The 22,510-nt window shown below is 64.0% G+C and carries 22 protein-coding genes and 1 tRNA gene; 9 read left to right on the forward strand and 14 right to left on the reverse strand.

Annotated elements, in window-relative coordinates; translation table 11 throughout:
* The first annotated feature begins 87 nt into the window (after window positions 1–87).
* The 4 genes from csrA to AB4Y82_RS18160 all read left to right on the forward strand — a co-directional run bounded on the left by csrA (window position 88) and on the right by AB4Y82_RS18160 (window position 2,875).
* Window positions 88–294: a carbon storage regulator CsrA gene (gene csrA / locus AB4Y82_RS18145; RefSeq protein ID WP_046971859.1), complete on the forward strand. Its 207-nt coding sequence runs from the start codon at window positions 88–90 to the stop codon at window positions 292–294.
* Window positions 295–368: 74 nt separating this feature from the next.
* Window positions 369–461 (forward strand) — tRNA-Ser (locus tag AB4Y82_RS18150).
* 535 nt (window positions 462–996) lie between these two features.
* A complete protein-coding gene (locus AB4Y82_RS18155; protein ID WP_441605147.1) occupies window positions 997–2,106 on the forward strand; it encodes a hypothetical protein in 1,110 nt (369 codons plus the stop codon).
* A gap of 181 nt (window positions 2,107–2,287) precedes the next feature.
* The gene (locus tag AB4Y82_RS18160) at window positions 2,288–2,875 is read left to right on the forward strand and encodes a hypothetical protein (RefSeq protein WP_441605148.1); all 588 of its coding nucleotides are present in this window, start codon (window positions 2,288–2,290) and stop codon (window positions 2,873–2,875) included.
* A gap of 51 nt (window positions 2,876–2,926) precedes the next feature.
* Here AB4Y82_RS18160 and AB4Y82_RS18165 read toward each other — a convergent pair whose 3' ends face one another.
* From AB4Y82_RS18165 to AB4Y82_RS18195, 7 genes are all read right to left on the reverse strand, one after another.
* Window positions 2,927–3,655, reverse strand: coding sequence for a UDP-2,3-diacylglucosamine diphosphatase (locus AB4Y82_RS18165; protein ID WP_441605149.1), 729 nt, complete (start codon window positions 3,653–3,655; stop codon window positions 2,927–2,929).
* Window positions 3,656–3,661: 6 nt separating this feature from the next.
* Window positions 3,662–4,351 (reverse strand): peptidylprolyl isomerase, encoded by a 690-nt coding sequence (locus AB4Y82_RS18170; RefSeq protein ID WP_441605150.1) that lies wholly within the window; start codon window positions 4,349–4,351, stop codon window positions 3,662–3,664.
* 89 nt (window positions 4,352–4,440) lie between these two features.
* Window positions 4,441–5,958 carry a Ppx/GppA phosphatase family protein gene (locus AB4Y82_RS18175; RefSeq protein WP_441611542.1) on the reverse strand — a complete coding sequence of 506 codons (1,518 nt, stop codon included), beginning with the start codon at window positions 5,956–5,958 and terminating at the stop codon, window positions 4,441–4,443.
* 76 nt (window positions 5,959–6,034) lie between these two features.
* Window positions 6,035–8,137, reverse strand: coding sequence for a polyphosphate kinase 1 (gene ppk1, locus AB4Y82_RS18180; RefSeq protein WP_441605152.1), 2,103 nt, complete (start codon window positions 8,135–8,137; stop codon window positions 6,035–6,037).
* 98 nt (window positions 8,138–8,235) lie between these two features.
* A complete protein-coding gene (phoR, locus tag AB4Y82_RS18185) occupies window positions 8,236–9,504 on the reverse strand; it encodes a phosphate regulon sensor histidine kinase PhoR (protein ID WP_441605153.1) in 1,269 nt (422 codons plus the stop codon).
* Between the two features lie 73 nt (window positions 9,505–9,577).
* Window positions 9,578–10,267: a phosphate regulon transcriptional regulator PhoB gene (gene phoB / locus AB4Y82_RS18190; RefSeq protein ID WP_046971852.1), complete on the reverse strand. Its 690-nt coding sequence runs from the start codon at window positions 10,265–10,267 to the stop codon at window positions 9,578–9,580.
* A gap of 123 nt (window positions 10,268–10,390) precedes the next feature.
* Complete coding sequence (locus tag AB4Y82_RS18195; protein WP_441611544.1) at window positions 10,391–12,073, reverse strand: M48 family metalloprotease; 1,683 nt, start codon at window positions 12,071–12,073, stop codon at window positions 10,391–10,393.
* A gap of 242 nt (window positions 12,074–12,315) precedes the next feature.
* Between AB4Y82_RS18195 and grxC the strand changes: the two genes are divergently transcribed.
* The 4 genes from grxC to AB4Y82_RS18215 all read left to right on the forward strand — a co-directional run bounded on the left by grxC (window position 12,316) and on the right by AB4Y82_RS18215 (window position 15,403).
* Complete coding sequence (gene grxC / locus AB4Y82_RS18200) at window positions 12,316–12,579, forward strand: glutaredoxin 3 (RefSeq protein WP_441605156.1); 264 nt, start codon at window positions 12,316–12,318, stop codon at window positions 12,577–12,579.
* Window positions 12,576–12,983: a carboxymuconolactone decarboxylase family protein gene (locus AB4Y82_RS18205; RefSeq protein WP_441605157.1), complete on the forward strand. Its 408-nt coding sequence runs from the start codon at window positions 12,576–12,578 to the stop codon at window positions 12,981–12,983. Before grxC ends, AB4Y82_RS18205 begins: the two co-directional genes overlap by 4 nt.
* A 199-nt stretch (window positions 12,984–13,182) precedes the next feature.
* Window positions 13,183–14,196 carry an isocitrate dehydrogenase gene (locus tag AB4Y82_RS18210; protein WP_441605158.1) on the forward strand — a complete coding sequence of 338 codons (1,014 nt, stop codon included), beginning with the start codon at window positions 13,183–13,185 and terminating at the stop codon, window positions 14,194–14,196.
* Window positions 14,197–14,329: 133 nt separating this feature from the next.
* Complete coding sequence (locus tag AB4Y82_RS18215) at window positions 14,330–15,403, forward strand: acyltransferase family protein (RefSeq protein ID WP_441605159.1); 1,074 nt, start codon at window positions 14,330–14,332, stop codon at window positions 15,401–15,403.
* A gap of 55 nt (window positions 15,404–15,458) precedes the next feature.
* On the opposite strand, the gene AB4Y82_RS18220 is transcribed toward AB4Y82_RS18215, so the two are convergent.
* The 7 genes from AB4Y82_RS18220 to AB4Y82_RS18250 form a co-directional block, all read right to left on the reverse strand.
* Window positions 15,459–15,923, reverse strand: a complete 465-nt coding sequence (locus AB4Y82_RS18220) for a carboxymuconolactone decarboxylase family protein (RefSeq protein ID WP_441605160.1) — start codon at window positions 15,921–15,923, stop codon at window positions 15,459–15,461.
* Between the two features lie 34 nt (window positions 15,924–15,957).
* Window positions 15,958–16,857 carry an RNA polymerase sigma factor SigJ gene (gene sigJ / locus AB4Y82_RS18225; protein ID WP_441605161.1) on the reverse strand — a complete coding sequence of 300 codons (900 nt, stop codon included), beginning with the start codon at window positions 16,855–16,857 and terminating at the stop codon, window positions 15,958–15,960.
* Between the two features lie 58 nt (window positions 16,858–16,915).
* Entirely contained in the window at window positions 16,916–17,860 is a 945-nt protein-coding gene (locus tag AB4Y82_RS18230) for an aspartyl/asparaginyl beta-hydroxylase domain-containing protein (protein WP_441605162.1), read from the reverse strand.
* Window positions 17,861–17,954: 94 nt separating this feature from the next.
* Window positions 17,955–18,740, reverse strand: coding sequence for a bifunctional hydroxymethylpyrimidine kinase/phosphomethylpyrimidine kinase (gene thiD, locus AB4Y82_RS18235; RefSeq protein ID WP_441605163.1), 786 nt, complete (start codon window positions 18,738–18,740; stop codon window positions 17,955–17,957).
* A 214-nt stretch (window positions 18,741–18,954) separates the two neighbouring features.
* Window positions 18,955–20,334 carry a PhoH family protein gene (locus AB4Y82_RS18240; protein WP_121881422.1) on the reverse strand — a complete coding sequence of 460 codons (1,380 nt, stop codon included), beginning with the start codon at window positions 20,332–20,334 and terminating at the stop codon, window positions 18,955–18,957.
* A 148-nt stretch (window positions 20,335–20,482) separates the two neighbouring features.
* The gene (locus tag AB4Y82_RS18245) at window positions 20,483–20,944 is read right to left on the reverse strand and encodes a peroxiredoxin (RefSeq protein ID WP_441605164.1); all 462 of its coding nucleotides are present in this window, start codon (window positions 20,942–20,944) and stop codon (window positions 20,483–20,485) included.
* Between the two features lie 278 nt (window positions 20,945–21,222).
* A complete protein-coding gene (locus AB4Y82_RS18250; RefSeq protein ID WP_046971840.1) occupies window positions 21,223–21,789 on the reverse strand; it encodes a glycine cleavage system protein R in 567 nt (188 codons plus the stop codon).
* A gap of 208 nt (window positions 21,790–21,997) precedes the next feature.
* Here AB4Y82_RS18250 and AB4Y82_RS18255 point away from each other — a divergent pair, with 208 nt between their 5' ends.
* Entirely contained in the window at window positions 21,998–22,480 is a 483-nt protein-coding gene (locus tag AB4Y82_RS18255) for a hypothetical protein (protein ID WP_441605165.1), read from the forward strand.
* Window positions 22,481–22,510: the final 30 nt, after the last annotated feature.

Here is a 22,510-nt window from a genome sequence, read left to right on the forward strand (position 1 = left end):
ATCGTCGAAATGTCCAGATGGTGAAGCTCAGGGGTGAGGCATAACCGTCTGTTGGCCTGTGACCAAAGTATTCATGGAGTGGCAAACATGTTGATTCTGACCCGCAGGGTCGGTGAAACCTTGATGATCGGTGACGAGGTGACCGTTACCGTTCTCGGCGTCAAGGGCAACCAGGTGCGCATTGGTATTAATGCGCCGAAGAACGTTGCCGTGCATCGCGAAGAGATCTATCAGCGGATCAAGAACGAGCACGAGCCGGACGGCACAGCCTCCGGCGGCACTGGCGAACACTGACAGGCAAGAAACGCTTTACCTCGAGCGCGCCGGTTAGTATCCTTGCCGGCTCCGCAGAGATGCGGACAAAAAACGGAGAGATGCCCGAGAGGCCGAAGGGGCTCCCCTGCTAAGGGAGTATAGGGTCAAAAGCCTTATCGAGGGTTCGAATCCCTCTCTCTCCGCCAGATACGCAAAAAGCCCCTCGCGGGGCTTTTTGCGTATCTGGCGGAGAGAGGTGGTGGACGAACCCTCCCGGGTTCGACAAATTTGCCTGGAACTAGTTGGACAGCCGCAGGCTGGCCCTGGAGCGCGCAGCGCGGAAGGGTGAGGCCCATGGATGGGCCGAACAATCCCACCCTCCACGCGACCGCGCCCTTCAACGAAGGCAGACGCTTTTTGCGTATCTGGCGGAAAGAGAGTTGTGGACGAACCCTCCAGGGTTCGACAAATTTGTCTGGAACAAATTTGGACAGCCGAAGGTTGGCCCCCGTAGCGCGCAGCGCCATGGATGGGCCAAACCATCCCACCTTCCAGCGACCGCGCCTCGCAACGAAGGTAGAGCTTCTCGCGCAGCCACACCGCTTGAGACTCCCACTCAAGATCGCATTCATCTCCCGTCTCACCTTCTGAACCCTAACGAACCCACCCCTCACCACCGCGTATAACCTCTCACCATCTCCCGCGTTATGGTCAGCAGGTCCCCGCACTGGGAGTGGCGTTATGGAATGGCTCAAACCCCGCCGACGCGCAGCGTCGCAACGCTGCCTATTCCTCGCCGCCCTGGCACTCGCCACGGCAGCCGCCCTCCCACTGAATGCAAACGCCGAAGTCTCGGTCGGCGTCTCCGTCGGCATCGCACCACCACCCCTGCCGATCTACGTGCAACCAGACATTCCCGCACCCGGTTACATCTGGGTGCCGGGCTATTGGGCTTGGGATGGCGACGGCTATTACTGGGTGCCTGGCACCTGGGTCTATCCGCCCTACGTCGGCGCGCTATGGACCCCGGGTTACTGGGGCTGGGGCGGTGGCGTGTACGTGTTCCACCGCGGCTACTGGGGCCCGCACGTGGGCTTCTACGGCGGCATCAACTATGGCTATGGCTACACGGGCGTCGGCTACGCTGGCGGCTATTGGCGAGGCCGCGCGTTCTACTACAACCGGTCGGTGAACCACATCGACAACGTGCACATCACCAACGTTTACAGCCGCACGGTGGTGAACAACAACTTCAATCGGGCCAGTTTCAACGGCGGTCAGGGCGGCATCGCCGCGCGACCTTCATCTCGGGAGTTGGGCTACGCGCATGAGCAACACGTCGCTCCGGTTGCCGCGCAGGAGCAGCAGCGGACGCTGGCGAGCCAGAACCAGGGCATGCGTGCCTCCTTCAACCACGGTGCGCCTGCAGTAGCCGCCACGCCGCGCGCGGGCGCCTTCAATGCGGCGAGCGGAGCGGCTCATGCGCCGGCAGTCCAGGCGGCGCCGGCTGCTGCCCATGCAGCGCGCGTTGCTGCGCCGGCGGCCGCATCGAACAATCCCATGGCGCTGCACTCGGCGGGCTTCGCGCCGCATGGCAGCAGGGGGACGACAGCAGCTGGCGGCGCGCCTGCCTACCATCCATCAGCGACGACGAGCCACGCGGCGTATACGCGTGGGCCTTCCAATCCTCCGGCGGGCTATCACGCAAGCAGTCGCCCCCAGCCGGCCTACGCAGCGCATGCGTCGCCGATGCCGGCCTATCACCCGCAGGCAGCTCGTCCGGTCGCCGCACCGCATCCCCAGGGGCATGCGCCGGCAGGGGCGCCCCATGGTGGGCCGGAACATCGCTGACCGGCCGGCCGCGGGAACAATCTGAAAAACGCCAGCTGCTTCTTTTAGCCGGCGTCCTACGTCGCAAACAGCGAGGAATGATGGCCTCCTGCCCCTAGAATGGTGTGCGGTTCTCCAGGACCGCGAACGGATACGGGAGTAGCCGTTCCACAAAACCATCGAAACAAGGAGAGGGGAGTCGATGTTCAAACGTATCGTATTTGCAGCGCTGCTGGTGGCGTCAGGCAGCGCCATGGCGTCGAAGGATCCGAGCAATATTCCGCTGGTGTGGTCGCCCACGCAGAGCTTCGCGGAATTTGGTGCGGTGGACTTGAACGGCATCGGCAAGGTGAAGGTGCAGTTCAACGGCTTCACCGACGTGCGCAAGAATCCGCCACTGATCGCCGAGAACCATGAGAAGGAACCGGCGCGCCAGGTCACCACGAAGGACAACGTGGCGGCATTCGTTACCGACCACGTGAAAGATACTTTCAGCAAGGCCGGCATCAACGTGGTCGATAGCGGTGGTGACGTGATCGTGTCGGGCGAGATCCGCGACTTCTTCGTCAACGAGACCGAGCAGTACGTGGGCAATGTCACCGTCTACATCACGATGACGAACCAGTCTGGCAAGGTGCTGTGGCAGGGCGTGGCTGGCGGCGGCGCGAACAACTTTGGTCGTTCGTACAAGGCGGACAATTACTACGAGACCTTGTCCAACGCCGTACTGAAGCTCAGCAACAGCATGCTCAACAGCCAGGGTTTCCGGAGCGCGATGCAAGCGCCCTGATGGCGGGAGAGGGACGATCACTCGCCGCGCGCGGCGGGTGATCGTTCGACGTCAGGAGAGTGCGAGTCCCCGCAACTCCACGGCTTCAGGCGAGACACGCAGCACCGAGCCGTGCTCGTACCAGTCGCCCAGCACGATGCGTTCCGCCGTTTGGCCGTCCAGATCGAATCGATGGATGGCGGGGCGATGGGTATGCCCGTGGATCAGCCGCGAGACGCCGGCCTTGCGCATGGTGTCCGCCGTCGCATCGGCATTGACGTCCATGATGGTTTCCATGGTGGCGCCCGTATGCGCCTTGCTGTCGGCACGTGCCTTGGCGGCAAACGCGCGGCGCGCTTCCAGCGGCATCGCCAGGATCTGCGCCTGCCACTCCGGCGTGCGCACCTGCTTGCGTACCGCCTGGTAGGCGAGGTCGTCGGTGCACAACACATCGCCATGCATCAGCAAGGTGGGACGACCATAGAGTTCGTGAACGGTACCGTCTTCGAGCAGCGTCATGCCAGCGCGTTCGGCAAAGGTCTGGCCGAGCAGGAAGTCGCGGTTGCCCACGATGAAATATACGGGCACGCCATGGTCGCGCAGCGCCTTGGTGGCGCGGGCGATGCGGCTGGGGAGTTCGGCATCGTCGTCGTCGCCGATCCACGCTTCGACCAGATCGCCGAGGATATAGACGGCGTCGGCGGAGCGCGCCTCGTCGCTGGCGAGAAAATCTTCGAACAGGCGAGTGATCTGCGGACGGCTATCGTCCAGATGCAGATCCGCGATGAACAGTGTTGCCATGTTGCGTCAGCCCTTCTTGCTGCCTGGCTTCTTGGCCGGCTCGGTGGCGGGCGCGGCGGGCTTGGGCGGGGTGGCCGGAGCGGCGGCCGCTTCTTCGCCAACCACGTTGGCGCTGTCGATCACCACCAGCGGATTGGGCACGTCGCCGGCAAACGGGCCGAGCCCGCGCGTCGGCAGCGCAGCCATCTTGTCGACCACGTCCATGCCCTTGATGACCTTGCCGAACACGGCATAGCCCCAGGTCAGGCCGCTCTGGTTGCCGACGAAATCGAGACGGCGGTTGTCGACCAGGTTGAAGAAGAACTGCGCCGTGCCCGAATTCGGATCGGCGCTGCGCGCCACTGAAACCGTGCCGCGCACATTGGACAGGCCGTTGTCCGCTTCGCTTGGGATCGCCGAGTGGGTCCGCTTGGCCTGCAGGTCGCGCGTATACAGGCCGCCCTGCACCAGATAACCGGGAATGGCGCGGTGGAACACGGTGCCGCTGTAGAAGCCGTCGCGGACGTACTGCAGGAAGTTCGCCACGCTCTTGGGCGACTTGTCGGGGTAGAGCTCCAGCGTGATATCGCCCTGCGAGGTATGCAGCACCACTTCCGGATGCGTGACGGCAGGTGCGGCCACGGCAGGCTTGTTGGCCTGGGCGAGCAGCAGGGACGAGGGCAGCAGCAGGAGCGCGGCGAGCAGGAGTCGGGTCATGGCAGGTCGGGCGGCGTGTGGCATCAGGACATCATACGCGGCGAAGAGGCTCCATGGCCGGGCCGACCGGCGGCCCGTACCAGCAGAGCTCAGGATGGATGGACTTCGAGCAGCAGACCGAGCTCGTTCAACGGAGCCTGTTCCTGGTCCAGGTCGGCCTCGCTCAGCGGATGCTGGTCGATCCAGGCGGCCGGCACGGTGAGGCGCAGGCGCTGCGTGGTGGCCGCCAGCTGCATCTGGGGCAGCGATTCGGCCCGGCGTGCGCGCCGGAACAGCACGCCCAGGCGGAGCAGGGCGGTGATATAGCGCGCCAGCTGCCGGTAGCGCTGCGGCAGCGCCGAGAAGGTGGCCTTGTCCGGCTTGCGGCGGTGCGACTCAACGATGGCCGCAAGGAGTTGCTGCTCCTGTCGCGAGAAACCGGCGAGATCGGCGTTGCGCAAAATATACGCGCCGTGATGGTGATGCTGGCTGTGCGCGATGGCGAGGCCGATTTCGTGCACGCGTGCCGACCACGACAGCCACTCGCGCGCTTCGGCGTCGAGCTTCCAGATGCGTGCGATCTGGTCGAAGAACCTCAAGGCCGTCGATTCCACGCGACGCGCCTGCGCGCGATCGACGCCGTAGCGGTTGGCCAGCGCGTCGATGCTCGCCGTGCGCGGATCGCTGCCGCCGGCGCGGCCGAGCAGATCCCACAGCAGGCCTTCGCGCATCGAACTTTCGCAGACGCGCAGGCGCTCGATGCCGAGGGCTTCAAAGGCCGCTTCGAAAATCACCACGCCGCCGGCGATGACGGGAGCGCGATCGTCCGCCAGGCCCGGCAACTTGAGTGTTTCAATCTGACCCTGGGCGAGCAAGGCGTCGCGCAGCTGGGCCAGCGACGCCGGCGTGATGCCGTCATCGGAAAAGCGCATGGTCTGCACCACCGAGCCAATCGCCTTGGCGGTGCCCGACGAGCCGAATGCCTCGACCCAGCCGGACTCGCGGTAATCCTCGGCGAACTGCTGCAGCAACACGCCGATTTCATTGTTGGCGCGCTGCCAGCGCTTGCGGTTGAGCTTGCCGCCAGGAAAGAAGCGCAGGGTCGAGGCAATGCAGCCCGCCTGCACGCTTTCGGTGTGCATGGGCGCGAAGCCACGACCGATGATGAATTCCGTACTGCCGCCGCCCACGTCGATCACCAGTCGGCTTTCGCGCGAAGCGGGCAGGTCGTGCGATGCGCCGAGAAAGATCAGGCGGCCTTCTTCGCGTCCGGAGACGATTTCCACCGGATGGCCCAGCGAGGCCTCGGCGGCGGTGAGGAAAGTTTGCGGCGAGGCGAGCCGGCGCACGGTATTGGTGGCCACCGCACGCACGCGGCTGGACGGCACGCCGGCAATGCGCTGGCCGAAGCGGGCAAGGCAATTGAGCGCCCGGGCGCGATGCTCGGCATCCAGGGTGCCGTCGGCGCGCAGGCCGGCGGCCATGCGCACGGTTTCACGCAGGCGATCGATCACACGGGGCTCGCCGTGTTCCACGCGCGCCACCACCATGTGGTAGCTGTTGGAGCCCATGTCGACGGCAGCGATCAGTTCGCCGTCCTTGATCTGGATCTGATCGCCTTGACTCATGCGGGGCTCGTTCCGGGCTGCAGAGTGTGAATTCTCTCACGCGGGAACCGGGGCGAGTAGCGCAAATTACGTTGGGCTACACCGTGCCGGGCGTCAGCTTCTCCAGCAGCGACTGCTGCGCGCTGTGCGGCGGCTGGTCGCCGGGCTGCGCGCGGGTGTAGCGGCCGTCGCCATCGAGCAGCCATGCCTCGGTGTTGTCAGCGAGGTAGTTGGCCAGGGTTTCGTCGTAGACGCGCGCGGCGTGCACCGGGTCGAGTATGGGGAAGGCCACTTCGATGCGACGCTTGAGGTTGCGTTCCATCCAGTCGGCGCTGGCGCAATAAATCTCGGGCGCACCATCGTTGCCGAACCAGTAGACGCGGCTGTGCTCGAGGAAGCGACCCACGATCGAGCGCACGCGAATGCGTTCGGACACACCGGGGATGCCAGGCCGCAAGGTGCACGCGCCGCGCACGATCAGGTCGATCTCCACCCCTGCCTGCGAGGCGCGATAAAGCGCCGAAATGACATGGGCTTCGTTGAGCGCATTGAGCTTGGCCACGATGCGCGCCGGCCGCCCCGCTTCGGCGTGTGCCGTCTCGCGCTCGATCTTGGCCAGGACGCAGCGGTAGAGCGTGAAAGGCGAATGCAGCAGGTGCTTGAGCTCGATCATCGGGCCCAGGCCCGAGAGCTGCTGGAACACCTTGTGCAAATCCTCGCCGATGCCCGCATGCGAGGTCATCAGGCCGATGTCGGTGTAGCTGCGGCTATTGCCCTGGTGATAGTTGCCGGTGGAAAGGTGCACGTAGCGGCGCAGCACCTCTTCTTCGCGGCGCACGATCAACAGCATCTTGGCGTGCGTCTTGTAGCCCACCACGCCGTAGACCACTTGCACGCCGGCTTCCTGCAGGCGCGTGGCGAGGCGGATGTTCGCCTCTTCGTCAAAACGCGCGCGCAGCTCGATCACCACGGTCACGTCTTTGCCGTTGCGCGCCGCTTCCACCAGCAGGTCCACCAGCGGCGTGTCGGCGCCTGCGCGATAGAGCGTCTGCTTGATGGCCAGCACAGCGGGGTCCTGCGACGCCTGGCGCAACAGATCGACCACGGTGGCGAACGATTCGTACGGGTGATGCAGCAGCACATCGCGCTGGCGCAGCACCTCGAACTTGCAGCGGCTGCCGTTGAAGGCGGCCGGCAGCTGCGGGATGAAACGCGGGAACTTCAGATCCGGGCGATCCAGGCCGTCATAGATGGTGCCGGCGCGGATGATGTTGACCGGACCGTCGCAGCGATAGACGTCGGTTTCTTCCAGCTCGAAGTTGGCGATCAGCATGGCCACGATCGCCTTGGGGCAGTCGTTGCCGATCTCCAGTCGCACCGGTCGCGCATAGCCGCGGCCGATCAATTCTTCGCTCAGCGCCCGGGCGAGGTTTTCCACCTCGGCCTCTTCCACCATGAGCTCGCTGTTGCGGGTGACGCGGAACTGGTAAGACCCGGCCACCTTGAAGCCGGGGAACATCAGATCGACGAAACCCTGCAGCAGTTCGGCCAGGAAAATGTAGTGCTCGCCGCCGTCGCACACTTCGCTGGGCAGGCGGATGATGCGTGGCAAGGAGCGCGGCGCGCGCACGAGTGCCATATGGCCTTCGCGACCGAATGCATCGCGGCCCTTCAGCACCACGGCGATATTGAGCGTCTTGTTGAGGATGCGCGGGAACGGATGGGCCGGATCCAGGCCCAGCGGCGACAGCACCGGCATCACTTCATTCTCGAAGTAGCCCTGCAGCCACAAGCGTTGGCGCGGCGTCCAGCGATCGCGCGTTAGAAAGTGGATGTTCTCGGCATCGAGCGCGGGGCGCAGTTCGGCCTGCCAGGTTTCGTACTGCAGGTCGACCAGATCCAGCACGCGCTTGCGGATGCAGGTGAGCAACTCGCCGGAGGAGATGCCGTCCGGGCCGGGCGCGGCCGAGCCGAACATGTGGTGGTGCTTGAGCATGGCCACGCGCACCTCGAAGAACTCGTCGAGGTTGTTCGCCACGATGCTCAGGAAGCGCAGACGTTCCAGTAGCGGAATACGCTCGTCGCGCGCCTGCGCCAGTACACGGAAATTGAATTCGAGCGCAGCCAGCTCGCGGCTGAGAAACAGCTCGGGAGCAGCGCGGTCGATGACGGGAGGAGGGGTGGCAGGCTTGCGACGCATTCGTGCATTCTGGCCGATCCCGCACTTTGTTACATGGCGCAGTGCCGCGTAGTGTGACGGCCGTTCAGCTGAGACGCCGGGGCGCCCGCGGATACCGCTTATTCAGGGTCGCCCACGCCCGGCGCAAGCAGGCGTTCGGCGCTGAACCAGCAGGCAAAAGTCGAGCCCTGTCCCGGTTCGCTCTGGATGTCCAGGCGCGCCTGATGCAGGTTCAGCACGTGTTTGACGATGGACAGGCCCAGGCCGGTGCCGCCGCTTTCGCGTGAGCGGCTGGAGGAGACGCGGTAGAAGCGTTCGGTGAGACGCGCCAGGTGCGAAGCCGGAATGCCGTAGCCGGTATCGGTGACGGAGTAGACCGCACCCTCGGACGTGCGGCGCCAGCGGATGGTGATGCGGCCGCCGGTGGGCGTGTAGCGCACGGCATTGCTCACCAGGTTGGAGAAGGCGCTGTGCAGATCCTTCACCGAGCCGAGCAAGTCGGCTTCGGCGGTGGATTCCATGGTGATCTGGTGGCGGCCCTGGCTCAGCGCCTCGGCCTCCTTGCGGATGGTGGCGAGCAGCGGGGTCATCTGCACGCGCTCGTCCTGCACGTGCTCCTGGGTTTCCAGGCGCGAGAGCGTGAGCAGGTCTTCGACGATCTGACCCATGCGCTTGGATTGCGCACGCATTTCGTTGAGCACGGGCGCGAGTTCCGGCACGTCTTCCGGATCGATCAGTTCGAGATAGCCGTGGATCACCGTCAACGGCGTGCGCAATTCGTGCGACACGTTGGCGACGAAATCGCGGCGGATCTGTTCCAGGCGCGTGAGATGGCTGATGTCGCGTGCCAGCAGCAGGCGCTGGCGACGACCGAACGGCAGCAGCGTCACGTTGATGTGGCGGTTGGGATGGCCTGGCGCGGCCACGTCGTTGAGCGGCTCGCGTGCGCCTTCCTTCAACCAGGTGGCGAGTTCGGTGGTGCTCAGGCGTTCGTCCAGATGCGCACCGCGATCCTGCGGACGGCGCAGGCCGAGCAGGTCTTCGGCAGCATGGTTGAACCAGCGGACGTGTTGCTCGTTGTCGAGCAAGACGACCGCATCCGGCAGACTGCCGGCGGCACTGCGCAGGTCGCGCAAACTGGAAGCGATTCGGCGGGAGCGCGTCATGAAACGGTCATGCTGGAGAGAGGTCAGCCTAGGATCTTGCGTCATCATGAGCTGCGCTTGATGACGGATTCGGGTCACTAAAAAGACGATTTCCACGACGGCGACCAGCGCCAAACCCGTGGCTACGTGGCCTCCCGCAAGCCAGCCGGCGACAGCGCCCAGCAGCAGTCCGGCGCTCAGCGCGGCCGGCAGCTTCCAGGGTCGGTCGAAGGTTGTTGGCATAGGGAGGATTCAGTCGTGCCGGGCTGGCGGTGCGCCAGCATCGGCAAAAGCCTGCGATCCCGCAATAGGAAAGTCAGACGCTGGCGGAGAATCGATAACCCGCTCCGCGCACGGTCTGCACCATGTCATCGAGCTTCCATGGTTCGAGCGTCTTGCGCAGGCGGCGGATATGGACGTCCACGGTGCGTTCTTCCACGTACACGCTGCCGCCCCACACATGGTCGAGCAGCTGTGCGCGCGAGTACACGCGTTCGGGATGCGTCATGAAGAAATACAGCAAGCGGTATTCGGTGGGCCCGATGGTCACCGGCTCATCGCCGGCAAACACGCGGTGCGCCGGACCGTCGATGCGCAGGCCACCCAGCTCCACCATGCCCGAGCCGTCGTCGCCCTGGCTGCGGCGCAGTACCGCTTTGATGCGCGCCACCAGTTCGCGGGTGGAGAAAGGCTTGACGACATAATCGTCGACGCCGGCCTCCAGCCCGTTCACGCGGTCCATTTCTTCGCCGCGCGCCGTGAGCATGATGATCGGAACCTCGCGGCTCAGCTCCTCTTTGCGCAGGCGGCGGGCCAGTTCGAGGCCGCTGGTACCCGGTAGCATCCAGTCGAGCAGGATGAGGTCGGGTACCTGTTCGGCAATGGCCAGTTGTGCCGCACGCGCGTCAGCGGCGTGGATGGCGTCCATGCCGGCCTTGCGCAGGGCAAAGGCGACCATGTCGCGGATCGAAGCTTCGTCTTCGACAATCAGAATGCGCTTATGCACGCTTGAGGTCCGCTGGGGGAGGGGCTGTGACGCATTTATTGCAGCGGTCCAATGTTACGCCCGGATGACATTTCACGCGGTCGCAACAACATGGCGTGTCTGGCGTCTCAGGTTTGGCTGAAATCAGCGCACCGAATTGGTGGCGCCAAAGCAGAGCCGGCCCCGGCAATTCTCGTTGTTTTGCAGCTGCTGGCTGCGGCCGTCGGGGTTGTCGTCGGTCTGCACGCGCCGCTTGCGCAGCTCCATCACCAGGGGCGTCAAATCGTTGATGCGGGCTTGGATGCGGGCGCGGGCGTAATAGTCCAGATCGGGGCGTTTGAGCAGGTTCTTGAGCTGTTCCATGGCGTCGAAGGGGCGGCCGGACAGGTAGGAGGCATCGGCATAGGCCTCACCGGAGCGCACGCTGTCGCCGGCTTTATCCGCCGCACGAGCATAGGTGCGGTAGAGCTCGGGCTCGTCGTTGTTGTCCAGCATCGGCAGCACCATGCTGGCCGCCTGCTTGGCTTCATCCTGCGAACCGCCCTCGGTCAGTGCCTTGGCATAAGCCATGGCGATGGCTCGATTGCGCGGCGATTGCTGGTTGAGCTCGGCATACAGGGTCAGGGCCTCCGCGCGGCGGCCCGCCTGCAGCTTGGCGTCGGCCATGGCCAGGCGTACCACCTGGCTGTCGGGATGCGCGCTGAGCACCGGTTGCAGTTCGTCCACGGCCTTGGCGCCGCGATTGCTGCGGATGAGGGCCAAGGCATAGCCGTAGCGATTGGATGGCGTATCGAAGCTGCGCTCGTTCTGCAGGTTGGTGGCGTAGTAGGTGGACAGCTGGCCGGCGTCGCCGGAAAGCACGCGGACGCGCTCGCGCATCAGCAGGTACACGTCGAGGCCGCCCTTGTTGTCGCGGGAGGCGATCGCGGTAGGGTCTTTGACAAAGGAGATGGGCGCCGTGCTTTTTTCCCACTGCGCCTTGTCCAGCGTGGGGCCGTTCGGCCGCTGCTTTTGCTGGGCGATCAAGGTGCCGGCGCGCGCCTTGGCGTCGCTGATGCGGTCCATGCTGACCGGATGGTCCTGCAGCAGCGCCGGTACGTCGCCGAGGTCGCCGCCGGAACCGACGCGCAAGGTGTCTTCCATGCGGCCGAAAAACGAGGCCATGGCGTTGGGGTCGTAGCCAACGTTGGCCAGCGTATGGATGCCGGCGCGATCCGCTTCGATTTCGTCCTTGCGGGTGAAATTGATCTGGCGCTGCATCAGCAGCCCCTGGCCGCCCATCATGATCGCACCCGCCGCATCGCCCGCACCGGCGCCGGCGCCGGCCGCAATGGCGCCCAGCAGGATCAGCGCCATCAACGGCGTGTCCTTCTTGGAGGCTTCGAAGGCGCGTTGCAGGTGGTTTTGCGTGATATGGCCGATTTCGTGGGCGATCACGCCGGCCAGCTCGCTCTCGCTGTTGGTGATGATGATCAGGCCCGAGTTCACCGCGATATAGCCGCCAGGCGCGGCAAACGCGTTGATCACGTTGTCATTGGCGATGAAGAACTGGAAATGTTCCTTCGGTTTCTCGCTGCCGGAGACCAGGCGGTAGCCCAGGTCGTTGATGTAGTCGTCCAGCATGGGGTCGTCGACCACCATGTTCAGCGCACGCATCTGGCGCAGCATGGCAGCGCCGTAGTCCTGGGCTTCCTGCGGCGAGATCAGGGCGTTCGCCGAACTGCCCAGGTCGGGCAGGCGCACGTCCTTGTCCTGCGCGGCGGCGCTCAGCGTCAGGCCGGCGCAGAGCAGGGCGGCCAGCAGGCGGGTGGGCGTGAAGCGGCTCATGGGCGTCCCGCCCGCGGGCTGTGCGTCGTCATTGTTCCGTTTTCGTTAGCCCGCCCTGCGGCATTCCGCCCCCGTTTTACGGGGAAACGGATTGTCTCCGGGGCGGGGCGTGGTGCCATGCGCATAGGTCAGCGACAATAGCATTAGTGACACCAGCTTACGGTGTCAGTTCACTGTTGTTTACGCCCCTGGCGGACCCCATGTAGGGCTGCCGTAGGGTTCCCGGATTTTCGAGGTGTGTTGTGCCCAAGATTGAGGTCTATTCCACGGCGGTATGCCCGTACTGCGTGTCTGCCAAAAACCTGCTCAAGTCCAAGGGGCTGGAGTGGAGCGAAGTGCGCATCGATACCGACCCGGCGCAGCGCGACGCCATGCTGGCCCGCAGCGGCGGTCGTCGCACCGTGCCGCAGATTTTCATCAACGACCACCATGTGGGCGGTTTCGACGATCTGGTCGCAGCTGACCGCAGCGGCAAGCTTGCCCAACTGCTGGAGATCAATGCATGAGCCACCTGAAGGACGAGGCCGGCAAGGACCGCGTTGCCGAATTCACCGCGTTTCGCCAGCGCATGAACGAGCGCATTTTGTCGGAGGACAACCAGGTCGTCCGCCGCTTCTTTGCGCTCGATACGCAGACCTACAAGCCCGGCGCGCTGGACGTGAAGACCAAGGAGCTGCTCGGCCTGGTCGCCTCCATGGTGCTGCGCTGCGACGACTGCATCAGCTACCACGTGGCCCAGTGCAAAGAAGCGGGCGTCACGCGCGAGGAATTCTTCGAAACCTTCAGCGTCGGCCTGGTGGTGGGCGGCTCCATCGTGATTCCGCACCTGCGCCGGGCGGTGGACTTCCTGGATCAGCTGGAATCGGACCAGGGCGCCACGCCGGCTGCGGACTGCGCCAGCCACGCCTGATATTGCTTCGGGGCGGCTCCCTCCTTGCCGCCCCGTTGACGCATGCGAGTTTATTCAATGCTGCGTGCGAGGATTTGCAACGGCGGCCAGGGCTTGTGCTCTGGCCGCTTGGCGACGCATCGGGGATAATCGACGGGTTTTATAACCCTGTCGTACCCCGCCACAGGGTTGCTCGATTCATATCCCAAGGAGTGTCCCCATGAGCAAGACCATTGCCGTGATTCCGGGCGACGGTATCGGCCCCGAGATCATGAACGCCACGTTGCGCGTGCTCGACGCCCTGGACTGCGGCCTGTCCTACGAGTTCGTCGATGCCGGCATGGTCGCGCTGGAAAAGAGCGGCGACCTGCTGCCGCAGCCGACGCTCGACGCCATCGCCAAGCACAAGGTGGCCCTGAAGGGCCCGCTGACCACCCCGGTGGGCGGTGGCTTCACCTCGATCAACGTCACCCTGCGCCGTCATTTCGACCTGTACGCCAACGTGCGTCCGGCGATCAGCTTCCCGGGCACCAAGGCGCGCTTCGACAACATCGACATCATCACGGTGCGCGAGAACACCGAAGGCGCGTACCTGTCCGAAGGCCAGTCGATTTCCGAAGACGGCGAAACCGCCATCTCGATGATCCGCAATACGCGCAAGGGCTCCAGCCGCATCGTGCGCTACGCCTTCGACCTGGCCGTGAAGAAGGGCCGCAAGAAGGTCACGGCCGTGCACAAGGCCAACATCATCAAGACCGCCTCGGGCCTGTTCCTCAACGTGGCGCGCGAAATCGCCAAGGAATACCCGCAGATCGAGTTCAACGAGATGATCGTGGACAACGCCTGCATGCAGCTGGTGATGAAGCCCGAACAGTTCGACGTGATCGTCACCACCAACCTGTTCGGCGACATCCTCTCGGATCTGTGCGCCGGTCTGGTCGGCGGCCTGGGCCTGGCCCCGGGCGACAACATCGGCACGGAAGCTGCGATTTTCGAAGCCGTGCATGGTTCGGCGCCCGACATCGCCGGCAAGGGCATCGCCAATCCGTGCGCGCTGCTGCTCGCCGCGGCCGACATGCTCGATCACCTGGGCATGGTGGAGAAGGGCGACAAGGTACGCAACGCCATCCGCGACACCATGACCAACGACCGCGACAGCGTCACGCCGGACATCGGCGGCAAGGGCACCACGTCGAGCTTCGGCGACGCCATCGTCAAGCGCGTCAAGGCGTAATAACCGGCACCGCCGGAGCTCTTGCGGCTCGCCCCAGGGCTCTGGCTCTCGTACCATCAGGCGCATCCCGCACCGGGGTGCGTCTGATGCAAGACGCTGTGACGGCTCGAGCCGTCTTGCGCAAGGGGAAATCGTGCTGCGTACAAGGACGTTGGCGGAAGCGCTGGAGCTGGGGCAGGACAACTTCCTGCTGCTGCGTTTCCTTGCCGCGAGCCTGGTGATCTACGGTCACGGGCCTGCCATCGGCGGCGGAAACGTGTGGCCTGATTTGTTTACCTGGCTTGGCTGGGGGACATACTCCGGCGACCTGGCGGTCGACGTATTCTTCGTCACCAGCGGATACATGATTGCGGGAAGCTATTTGCGCCGCCGCAGCCCGTTCCAATTCCTCTGGGCGCGCGTGCTGCGCATCTATCCGGCCTATGTTTTCTGCCTGTTGGCATCAGCATTCGTGCTCGGGCCGCTGATGACTTCCCTAGCTCCGTCGGCGTATTTTGCCGATCACGGTGCGCTCCGCTATGTGACCAAGAATCTGGAGTTGGGCAAGGGCTTGGCCTGGTATCTGCCGGGTGTATTCACTGGCAATCCCCTGGCTGGCGTCGTGAACGGCTCGATCTGGACGCTGCCTGCCGAAGTGCGCATGTACTTGTGGGTGCTGATCGCCGGTGTGCTCGGCTTACTGGCGCGACCTCGCTGGTGCAACCTGCTGCTGTTTGCCTTGTTTGTCTGCGGCATCCTCGCACCGGGTCGCCTGCCGCTGGTTCCGTTGGAGTCGTTCGTGCGTTTGGCCGCCTATTTCGCTGCGGGCGTCTTTTGCTACGTGAACCGGCAATGGTTGCGCATCAGTTGGTGGTGGGTGATCGGATTGGCGATCATGGCTGTCCTGCTGCGTCAGACGATGTTCTATCCGTTTGCGATGGGACTGGCCTTGGTCGCCTTCGTCTTTGCCTTTGCCTATCTCACACCCTGGCGCGGCTTCAACCGTTTTGGCGACTATTCGTACGGGATTTATCTCTGGGGATTCCCCATGCAGCAGCTGGTTGCCAGCCATGCAACAGGGTCGATCGTCGCTTTGAACGCGTTGCTGGCCTGGCCGCTGGCATGTGCGATGGCCGTGCTCTCATGGCATTTCGTCGAGAAACCGGCATTGGCATTCAAGGGGTGGCCAAGCCGATGGCGCCTTCGCTGGTCGATGGGCCAGGCCTAGATTTTCGGGCGCATCCTGAGAGGGCGGGAATGCCTCCCGCCCTCTTTGCTCGATATCAGGCCACCTGTTTCGCCGCCGGCTTATAGCTGCCGGCCGGCGTCTGGAACGCTACGTTGATGCGGTTCCAGGTGTTGATCAGGCCTACCAGCAGGGTGAGGCTCAGCAGTTCCGCTTCGCTGAACGAGGCACGGGCGCGCTCGTAGACGGCGTCGGACACACCATGCTCGCCGAGGCGCGTGACTGCTTCGGCCCACTCGAACGCTGCGCATTCGCGCTCGCTGTAGAACGACGCTTCGCGCCAGCCCGCCAGCACGTACAGACGCTGCTCGGTCTCGCCGGCGGCGCGCGCATCCTTGCTGTGCATATCCATGCAATAGGCGCAGCCGTTGATCTGCGACACGCGCATCAACACCAGCTCCACCAGCGGGGCTTCCAGGCCGCTTTCATGCATCGCCGCACTGAAGTCGAGCAGCGGCTTGAGGGCCTGGGGGTACTTCATAAACGAAAGACGCTTGGACATGACGGGTTCCTTGGCATGCGGCCACCGTGGCCGCTCATGACAAAGACGTACCAGCCTGCGGATTCGTGACAGCTTCCAGGCGCGCGAGTTTGTCCGGGTTGCGCAGCGAGTGGATGCTGGTGATGCGCTCGCCGTCCGTTTCGATCCACGCGACCGTCGAGAGCTTGGTATTCACCCAGGTCAGCAGCGCGGGCGCCCCGTTGAGCCACTGCAGCCGGTGCACGATCGAATAGTCGCGATAGCGCTGGGCGATGATGGCGTACAGCCGCACGATGCGGTCAGCGCCATGCAGCGGGCGCAGCGTGGCGCGAGCCTTGCCGCCGCCATCGGCCAGGTGGACGGCGTCTTCGGCAAACAGCGCCTGCAGGGATTGGACGCTGGCGCTTTCCAGCGCATCGCGAAACTTGGCCAGCAGGCGGCGCTGCACGTCCGGCGCATGGGTGAAGCGCGGGCGTCCTTCGCGCAGGCGCTGGCGTGCGCGATGGACGCGCTGGCGGCAGGCGTCTTCGCCGATCTGCAGCATCTGGGCCGTTTCGCCGTGGCTGTAATCGAACACCTGGACCAGCAGGAAGGCGGCGCGTTCTTCCGGACTCAGGCGTTCTAGCAGGGCGAGGAAGGACAGGCTGAGACTTTCCGTGCGCTCCAGCACCGCTTCCGGCTGCTGCGTCTCTTCCACCAGCGGCTCGGGGAGCCAGGGGCCGGTGTAGTGCTGGCGTTCGGTCTTGGCGCGGCGCAGGCGGTCGAGCGACAGCCGGGTGGTCACCGTGACCAGCCACGCCTCGGCGTCGTCCAGGGCGGTGGCGTCCTGCTGGTGCCAGCGCAGCCAGGCGTCGTGCAACACGTCCTCGGCATCGGCCTGGGTGCCGAGCATGCGGTAGGCCAGGCCCAGCAGGCGAGGGCGGTGGTGCTGGAAGGTGGTGGTGGCAGCGTCCATGACGTTCTCCGACAGGAAGACACCTCAAGGACGCGCGAGTATCGCGATTCGTGACCGCTCAGCGAAAGAACGGCCAGGGCGCCAGGAAGATGATCCAGATCAGCACCAGCATGCCGATGTATTTCGCCGTGCGGAACAGCTTGGGATGTTTCTTCTTGAACGCGCGATTGCGATCGCGGCTGCGCTGGTTGAGCGCGAACATGCGGTTGACGAAGCCGGTTTTTTCCTCCGGCGATTCGGTGTTGGGGGACGCGGTGATCTTGCCCATGAAGGCACCCACGCGATGATTGATGGCATTCATGAAGCGCGTGCGCAACGGACGTTCCACGTCGGCGAACAGGATCACGCGCGTCTGGTCGGTGCGGTTCTCCGCCCAGTGCACGTAGGTTTCGTCGAACACCACGTCCTTGCCATCGCCCCAGCTGTGCATCTCGCCATCGACAAAGATGCGGCAGTCTTCGGAGTTGGGTGTGATCAGGCCCAGGTGGTAGCGCAGCGAACCGGCGAACGGGTCGCGATGCGGGTTGAGCTTGCTGCCGGGCGGGAGCAGGGCAAACATCGCCGCTTTCACGCTGGGAATGGCATTGAGCAGGGCTACTGTCCGGGGGCACAGCGTTTCGGCCGAGGCCAGCGGCTCGCCGTACCACTTCAGATAAAAGCGCTTCCAGCCCTGCTTGAAGAAGCTGTTGAAGCTGGCGTCGTTGTTCTTTTCCGCGGCGCGGATAAAGCCCTCGTCGAACAGGTGCAGTGCTTCTTCGCGTATGGCCTGCCAGTTGGCCTGCAGCAGATCGAGCTGGGGAAAGCCGCGGCGATCGAGGATGGGGGTGGCGGGCACTGCCGAGAACGCGTACATCAGCAGGTTGTACGGCGCGAACACCGCCGAGTGATCCACCAGTTGGCGATCGAAGCGCAGCCTGGCGCGACCGCGCAGATGCACCAGCAGCACGCACAATGCAAACAGTGCGAACAGGATCAACAGTACGAGGCGCGGGGCAAGGATCATGGACGAGTCATGGCGGCGAGCGGAAGCCGCCATTCTACTCCCTGGGGCCGTGCCCGCCCGGACGCCGATTCAGCGACCGTGCGGATTGGCCGCATCAATGGCCGAGCACATGAACCTCGCCGCCGCCCGGGCGATAGCTGCGTTCGAGCGCGCGCTGCACGTAGGCCACGGCGCGACGCACGGCCGAGCGCGGCGCATGGCCCTTGGCCAGCTCCGCCGCAATGGCCGAGGCCAGCGTGCAGCCGGTGCCATGACCTTCGATGGGGAGGCGTCGGTGCCGCAACTCCATCACGCCGCTTTCGTCGTAGAAACGGTCGATCACCTGACGTTCGTCCGAATGGCCGCCTTTGAGCAGCACGGCCCGTGCGCCGAGGGCCAGCAGGGCCTTGCCGGCACGGTCGAAATCCTGCGCCTTGCGCAATTTTTTACCCAGCAAGGCTTCGGCCTCGGGCAGGTTGGGCGTGAGCACGTCGGCCAGCGGAATCAGTTCTTCGACCATGGCCTCAACCGCGTCCTCATCGAGCAGTCGCGCGCCGCTGGTGGAAATCATCACGGGATCGACTACTAGCCATGCGGGCTTACGTGCGCGCATCTCCTTCGCCACGAGCCTGGTCACCGAAGCGCTTCCCAACATGCCGGTCTTCACGGCGCCAATCGCGAAGTCGTCGAACACGGCGTCCAACTGGCTGCGAATGTGCTTCAGCGGAACCGTGTGCACCGCGGTCACACCCTGCGTGTTCTGCGAAGTGATCGCCGCGATCACCGAGAGACCATGCACCTCGCGGGCGTGGAAGGTTTTGAGATCGGCCTGGATACCGGCGCCACCACCCGAATCGGAGCCGGCGATGGTGAGGGCGATGGGCGGGGCGATGTGGGGCATGGTGTGTCTTGGATTTGGATATGGGTGTCTTCGAATTCTGCTGCGCGCCAAATGACGGGCGTGTCGAAGAACAGCGCATCATAGGCGCTAATTGTGGGAGCGCACCCTGTGCGCGACAAGCCTACGGAGCGGTGACGCCCAGCGTGCCGTCGCGCACAGGGTGCGCTCCCACAGAGGAGTTGCTCCGACGGTCGTCGGAGCAACTCGGTTTCTCTTACAACGCTTCCGACGCAAAATCCGCCAGGCGCGAACGCTCACCGCGACGCAAGGTGATATGCGCCGAGTGCTCCCAGTGCTTGAATCGATCCACCGCGTAAGTGAGGCCCGAAGTGGTTTCCGTGAGGTAGGGCGTGTCGATCTGCTCGACGTTGCCCAGGCAGACGATCTTGGTGCCGGGACCTGCACGCGTGATCAGCGTCTTCATCTGCTTGGGCGTGAGGTTCTGCGCTTCGTCGATGATCAGATAGCGCGAAAGGAAGGTGCGGCCGCGCATGAAGTTCAGCGAGCGGATCTTGATGCGTGAGGCGAGCAGGTCGTTGGTGGCCTGGCGTCCCCAGCTGCCGCCTTCCTCCGGATTGGCGAGCACCTCGAGGTTGTCGGTGAGCGCTCCCATCCACGGCGTCATCTTTTCTTCCTCCGTGCCGGGCAGGAAGCCGATGTCTTCGCCCACCGAGACGGTGGCGCGCGTCATGATGATTTCGCGATAGCGCTGCTGGTCCATCACCTGCGCCAGGCCGGCGGCAAGGGCGAGCAAGGTCTTGCCGGTGCCGGCAGTGCCAAGCAGGGTGACGAAATCGACATCCGGATCCATCAGCACGTTGAGCGCGAAATTCTGCTCGCGGTTACGCGCTGCAATGCCCCACACGGCGTGATTGGCGTGGCTGTGATCATCCAGCAACACCAGCGTGGCCTTGGCGTCGTCCACGTGCAGCACGCGCAGTTCCACGCTGTTGTCGCCAGGCAAAAACAGGCACTGATTGGGATACCAGTCTTCGTCGTCGCGACGGTCGAGCTTGTAGAAGGTGCGACCGCGTTCGTTCCACGACTGCACTTCGGGGTGCTTGTCCCAGAAATCCTCGCCCAGCTCGGTGGAGCCGGTGTAGAGCAGCGCAAAGTCATCCAGCGCGCGGTCGTTTTCATAGTCTTCCGCATCGATGCCGTAGATCTTGGCCTTGATGCGCAGGTTGATGTCCTTGCTGACCAGCACGACCGAGCGGTCGGGATTCTGGTCGCGCAGTTCGATCACCGCCGACAGGATCAGGTTGTCTGCCTTGCCGTGGCCGTTGGTGGTGCGCTGCTGGAAATACAGCCTGCCTACCGCGCCGCCGCGTTTGAGATTGACCCCTTCGGGGTTGGACAACTCCAGGCCGTTGCTGATGCCGTGGCCGTTGCCACGCACGATCAGTTCATTGAGGAAGCGGCTGACTTGACGACCATTGCGCGAAACCTCGGAGGCGCCCTTTTTCTTTTCGTCCAGTTCCTCCAACACCGTCATGGGGATGAAGACATCGTGTTCTTCAAAGCGGAACAGCGAAGTCGGATCGTGCAGCAACACATTGGTGTCGAGAGCGTAGATGCGCTTGCTTCCGGTCATACGGAAGAAACCTCTTGAGAGTGCGAGGTGGAAGAACCGCGGCATGCGGCGTGCCGCGGGAAGTCGGCCGATGGGCCGGGATGCCATGCACGATAGGGAGTCGTCCCGGCGGGACGGGCAGCGGCATGGCGAAAAAGGAGATCGCGGGTCACTGGGCGGGGATGGCGTCGAGCACGGCCTGGGCGTGCCCTGGGACTTTCACGTTGCGCCATTCCTGGGCCAGCCTGCCTTCGGGATCGATCAGGAAGCTGCTTCGTACAACACCCATATGACGTTTTCCGTACAGCACCTTCTCGTGGATCACGTCGAAAGCGTTGCACCAGGTCTCATCAGGGTCGGAAACCAGAGGAAACGGCAGTTCCTGCTTGGTGGCGAAGTTGGCGTGGGATTTCACCGAATCACGCGAAACACCGATGATCTGCGCGTGACGCTTTTTGAAGTTCGGATAGAGGTCGCGGAAATCCTTGGCCTCGTTGGTGCAACCGGGGGTACTGTCCTTCGGGTAGAAGTACACCACCACCCAGTGGCCTTTCAGGCTGTCCAGCTTCAGTTCGCTGCCATCGCCGGTGAGGCCTTTGAGTTTGGGGACTTTCTTGCCAACTTCGGGCATAGGTTCTCCTGCGAGGCCGCGGCCGGCTTCGACTGGGTGTCGTCAATCAAGGGAAACGAGACAGCGGAGGTGGGTGCGAAGGCGGTCAGGGCTCGCCCTGCGATCGGTGCAAATCGACCCGCCTGCTGCATGCCATCTCTCCGGTACTGCTCTTGAGGTCAGAGACTAGCGCTTGCCGTGTAGGGAATGACAGTCCTTGCAGCAGGGCGCCTCAGGGAGCATGCTCAAGGACCCGGCGAGCACGCCGGAAAACCGGTTTTCCGCGCGACATCCGCCGCTCAGAATTTCACCGGATCCATGATGGCGTCGAGATTCAGGCCATCGCAGAACTCCAGGAAGTCATCGCGCAGCGCCGCAATATGCGTGGCCGCCGGAATGCCGATGGTGATCTGTGCCTGGAACATGTCCGCACCCGTCTGCATCGCCTGGTAACGCAGCGAGCTCAGCTGCTCGATGACGATGTCGCGGCGGTCGAAGAAGTCGATGATCTTCACCAGGATGCCCGGGCGATCGGCCGAGATCACCTCGATCAGATACGGCAGCAGGTGCGAGTGGTGCTCGCGCGGACCGGTGCGATAAAACGAAAGGCGCAGATCTTCGTCCCGGGCCGTCTTGGCCAGCGCGGTTTCGAGTTTGGCCACGGCGTCCCATGCGCCGGTGGCGAGCAGGGTCAGCGAGGTATCGGCGCCGATCGCCGACACCCGCGCATCGGCGAGGTTGCAGCCGGCTTCGGCAATACGCTTGGCCAGCGTCAGCAAGGGCGCGCTTGTGGAGGGAGTCAGGGTCTGGATCAGCAGCTGGTTGTCGCTGCCGGTGCGCGCGGAAGAACGATTCAAGGAGTCCACCTGTGGCGCTCCCGCACGATGCGGGTCAAGAAAGCACGTCGGTTGAGCTTACTTGCCGCTGCCAGAGACCCGCAAGTAAGTCCTCTGGCCGGCTGAAAGTCGCTTTTTGACTGCCTGCCAGGCCGGGCGTAACATTTTGGCGGTCGCGCCGCCGTCCTAGGGGCTCATCAATGGGGAGCGGATTATGAAGCACGTGCATGCGTGGTTGATGGTTGCCGCCATGGCAATCCCGTTTTCGCAGGCGCTGGCGTATGCCAAGAATCCAACGCCGCCGGACGTCAAGGCAGATACCAAAGAGAAGTTCGAAGGGGTCATGGACCATGTCCATCAGGAGATGGGCGCGGGCGGACGTTTCGAGTTCCTGACCGCGGAAGAGCGCGAGACGGTCGAGCACGATATGAATGACATGCATGGCTTGTTCGACCGCTTCGGCAAGGTCGATGCGATGGACGACAAGTCCAAGATCCAGCTCTACAACGATCAGTCGGAAGTGAACGCGCTGCTCACCAGGCGCGACGGCGAACGCGAAATCTGCACGCACGAGCAGCCGACGGGATCTCATCTTCCCAAGACCACCTGCCGCAACTACGCCCAGATAGAGCGCGAGCGGCGGGACATGCTCAACATGAAGGATGCCATGCTGCATACGATGCGAGAGGCGGCTCCGTCCTCGGCGCTGGGTACGCATTGACGCATCGGGATGGCGTTTGTTTCGGCTAAG

Origin of the sequence: Dyella sp. 2YAF14, from assembly GCF_052114725.1 — a bacterium.
In the GTDB taxonomy this organism is placed as follows: domain Bacteria; phylum Pseudomonadota; class Gammaproteobacteria; order Xanthomonadales; family Rhodanobacteraceae; genus Dyella.

Coding starts and splice junctions, on each gene's coding strand:
- AB4Y82_RS18155 (WP_441605147.1), top strand. CDS start 997: ATGGAATGGCTCAAACCCCGCCGACGCGCAGCGTCGCAACGCTGCCTA.
- ppk1 (WP_441605152.1), bottom strand. CDS start 8,137: ATGCGTCGCAAGCCTGCCACCCCTCCTCCCGTCATCGACCGCGCTGCT.
- AB4Y82_RS18230 (WP_441605162.1), bottom strand. CDS start 17,860: ATGATCCTTGCCCCGCGCCTCGTACTGTTGATCCTGTTCGCACTGTTT.
- AB4Y82_RS18170 (WP_441605150.1), bottom strand. CDS start 4,351: ATGACCCGACTCCTGCTCGCCGCGCTCCTGCTGCTGCCCTCGTCCCTG.
- AB4Y82_RS18240 (WP_121881422.1), bottom strand. CDS start 20,334: ATGACCGGAAGCAAGCGCATCTACGCTCTCGACACCAATGTGTTGCTG.
- AB4Y82_RS18160 (WP_441605148.1), top strand. CDS start 2,288: ATGTTCAAACGTATCGTATTTGCAGCGCTGCTGGTGGCGTCAGGCAGC.
- AB4Y82_RS18165 (WP_441605149.1), bottom strand. CDS start 3,655: ATGGCAACACTGTTCATCGCGGATCTGCATCTGGACGATAGCCGTCCG.
- AB4Y82_RS18205 (WP_441605157.1), top strand. CDS start 12,576: ATGAGCCACCTGAAGGACGAGGCCGGCAAGGACCGCGTTGCCGAATTC.
- csrA (WP_046971859.1), top strand. CDS start 88: ATGTTGATTCTGACCCGCAGGGTCGGTGAAACCTTGATGATCGGTGAC.
- phoR (WP_441605153.1), bottom strand. CDS start 9,504: ATGCCAACAACCTTCGACCGACCCTGGAAGCTGCCGGCCGCGCTGAGC.
- AB4Y82_RS18220 (WP_441605160.1), bottom strand. CDS start 15,923: ATGTCCAAGCGTCTTTCGTTTATGAAGTACCCCCAGGCCCTCAAGCCG.
- sigJ (WP_441605161.1), bottom strand. CDS start 16,857: ATGGACGCTGCCACCACCACCTTCCAGCACCACCGCCCTCGCCTGCTG.
- AB4Y82_RS18245 (WP_441605164.1), bottom strand. CDS start 20,944: ATGCCCGAAGTTGGCAAGAAAGTCCCCAAACTCAAAGGCCTCACCGGC.
- AB4Y82_RS18175 (WP_441611542.1), bottom strand. CDS start 5,958: ATGAGTCAAGGCGATCAGATCCAGATCAAGGACGGCGAACTGATCGCT.
- AB4Y82_RS18210 (WP_441605158.1), top strand. CDS start 13,183: ATGAGCAAGACCATTGCCGTGATTCCGGGCGACGGTATCGGCCCCGAG.
- thiD (WP_441605163.1), bottom strand. CDS start 18,740: ATGCCCCACATCGCCCCGCCCATCGCCCTCACCATCGCCGGCTCCGAT.
- AB4Y82_RS18195 (WP_441611544.1), bottom strand. CDS start 12,073: ATGAGCCGCTTCACGCCCACCCGCCTGCTGGCCGCCCTGCTCTGCGCC.
- AB4Y82_RS18255 (WP_441605165.1), top strand. CDS start 21,998: ATGGTTGCCGCCATGGCAATCCCGTTTTCGCAGGCGCTGGCGTATGCC.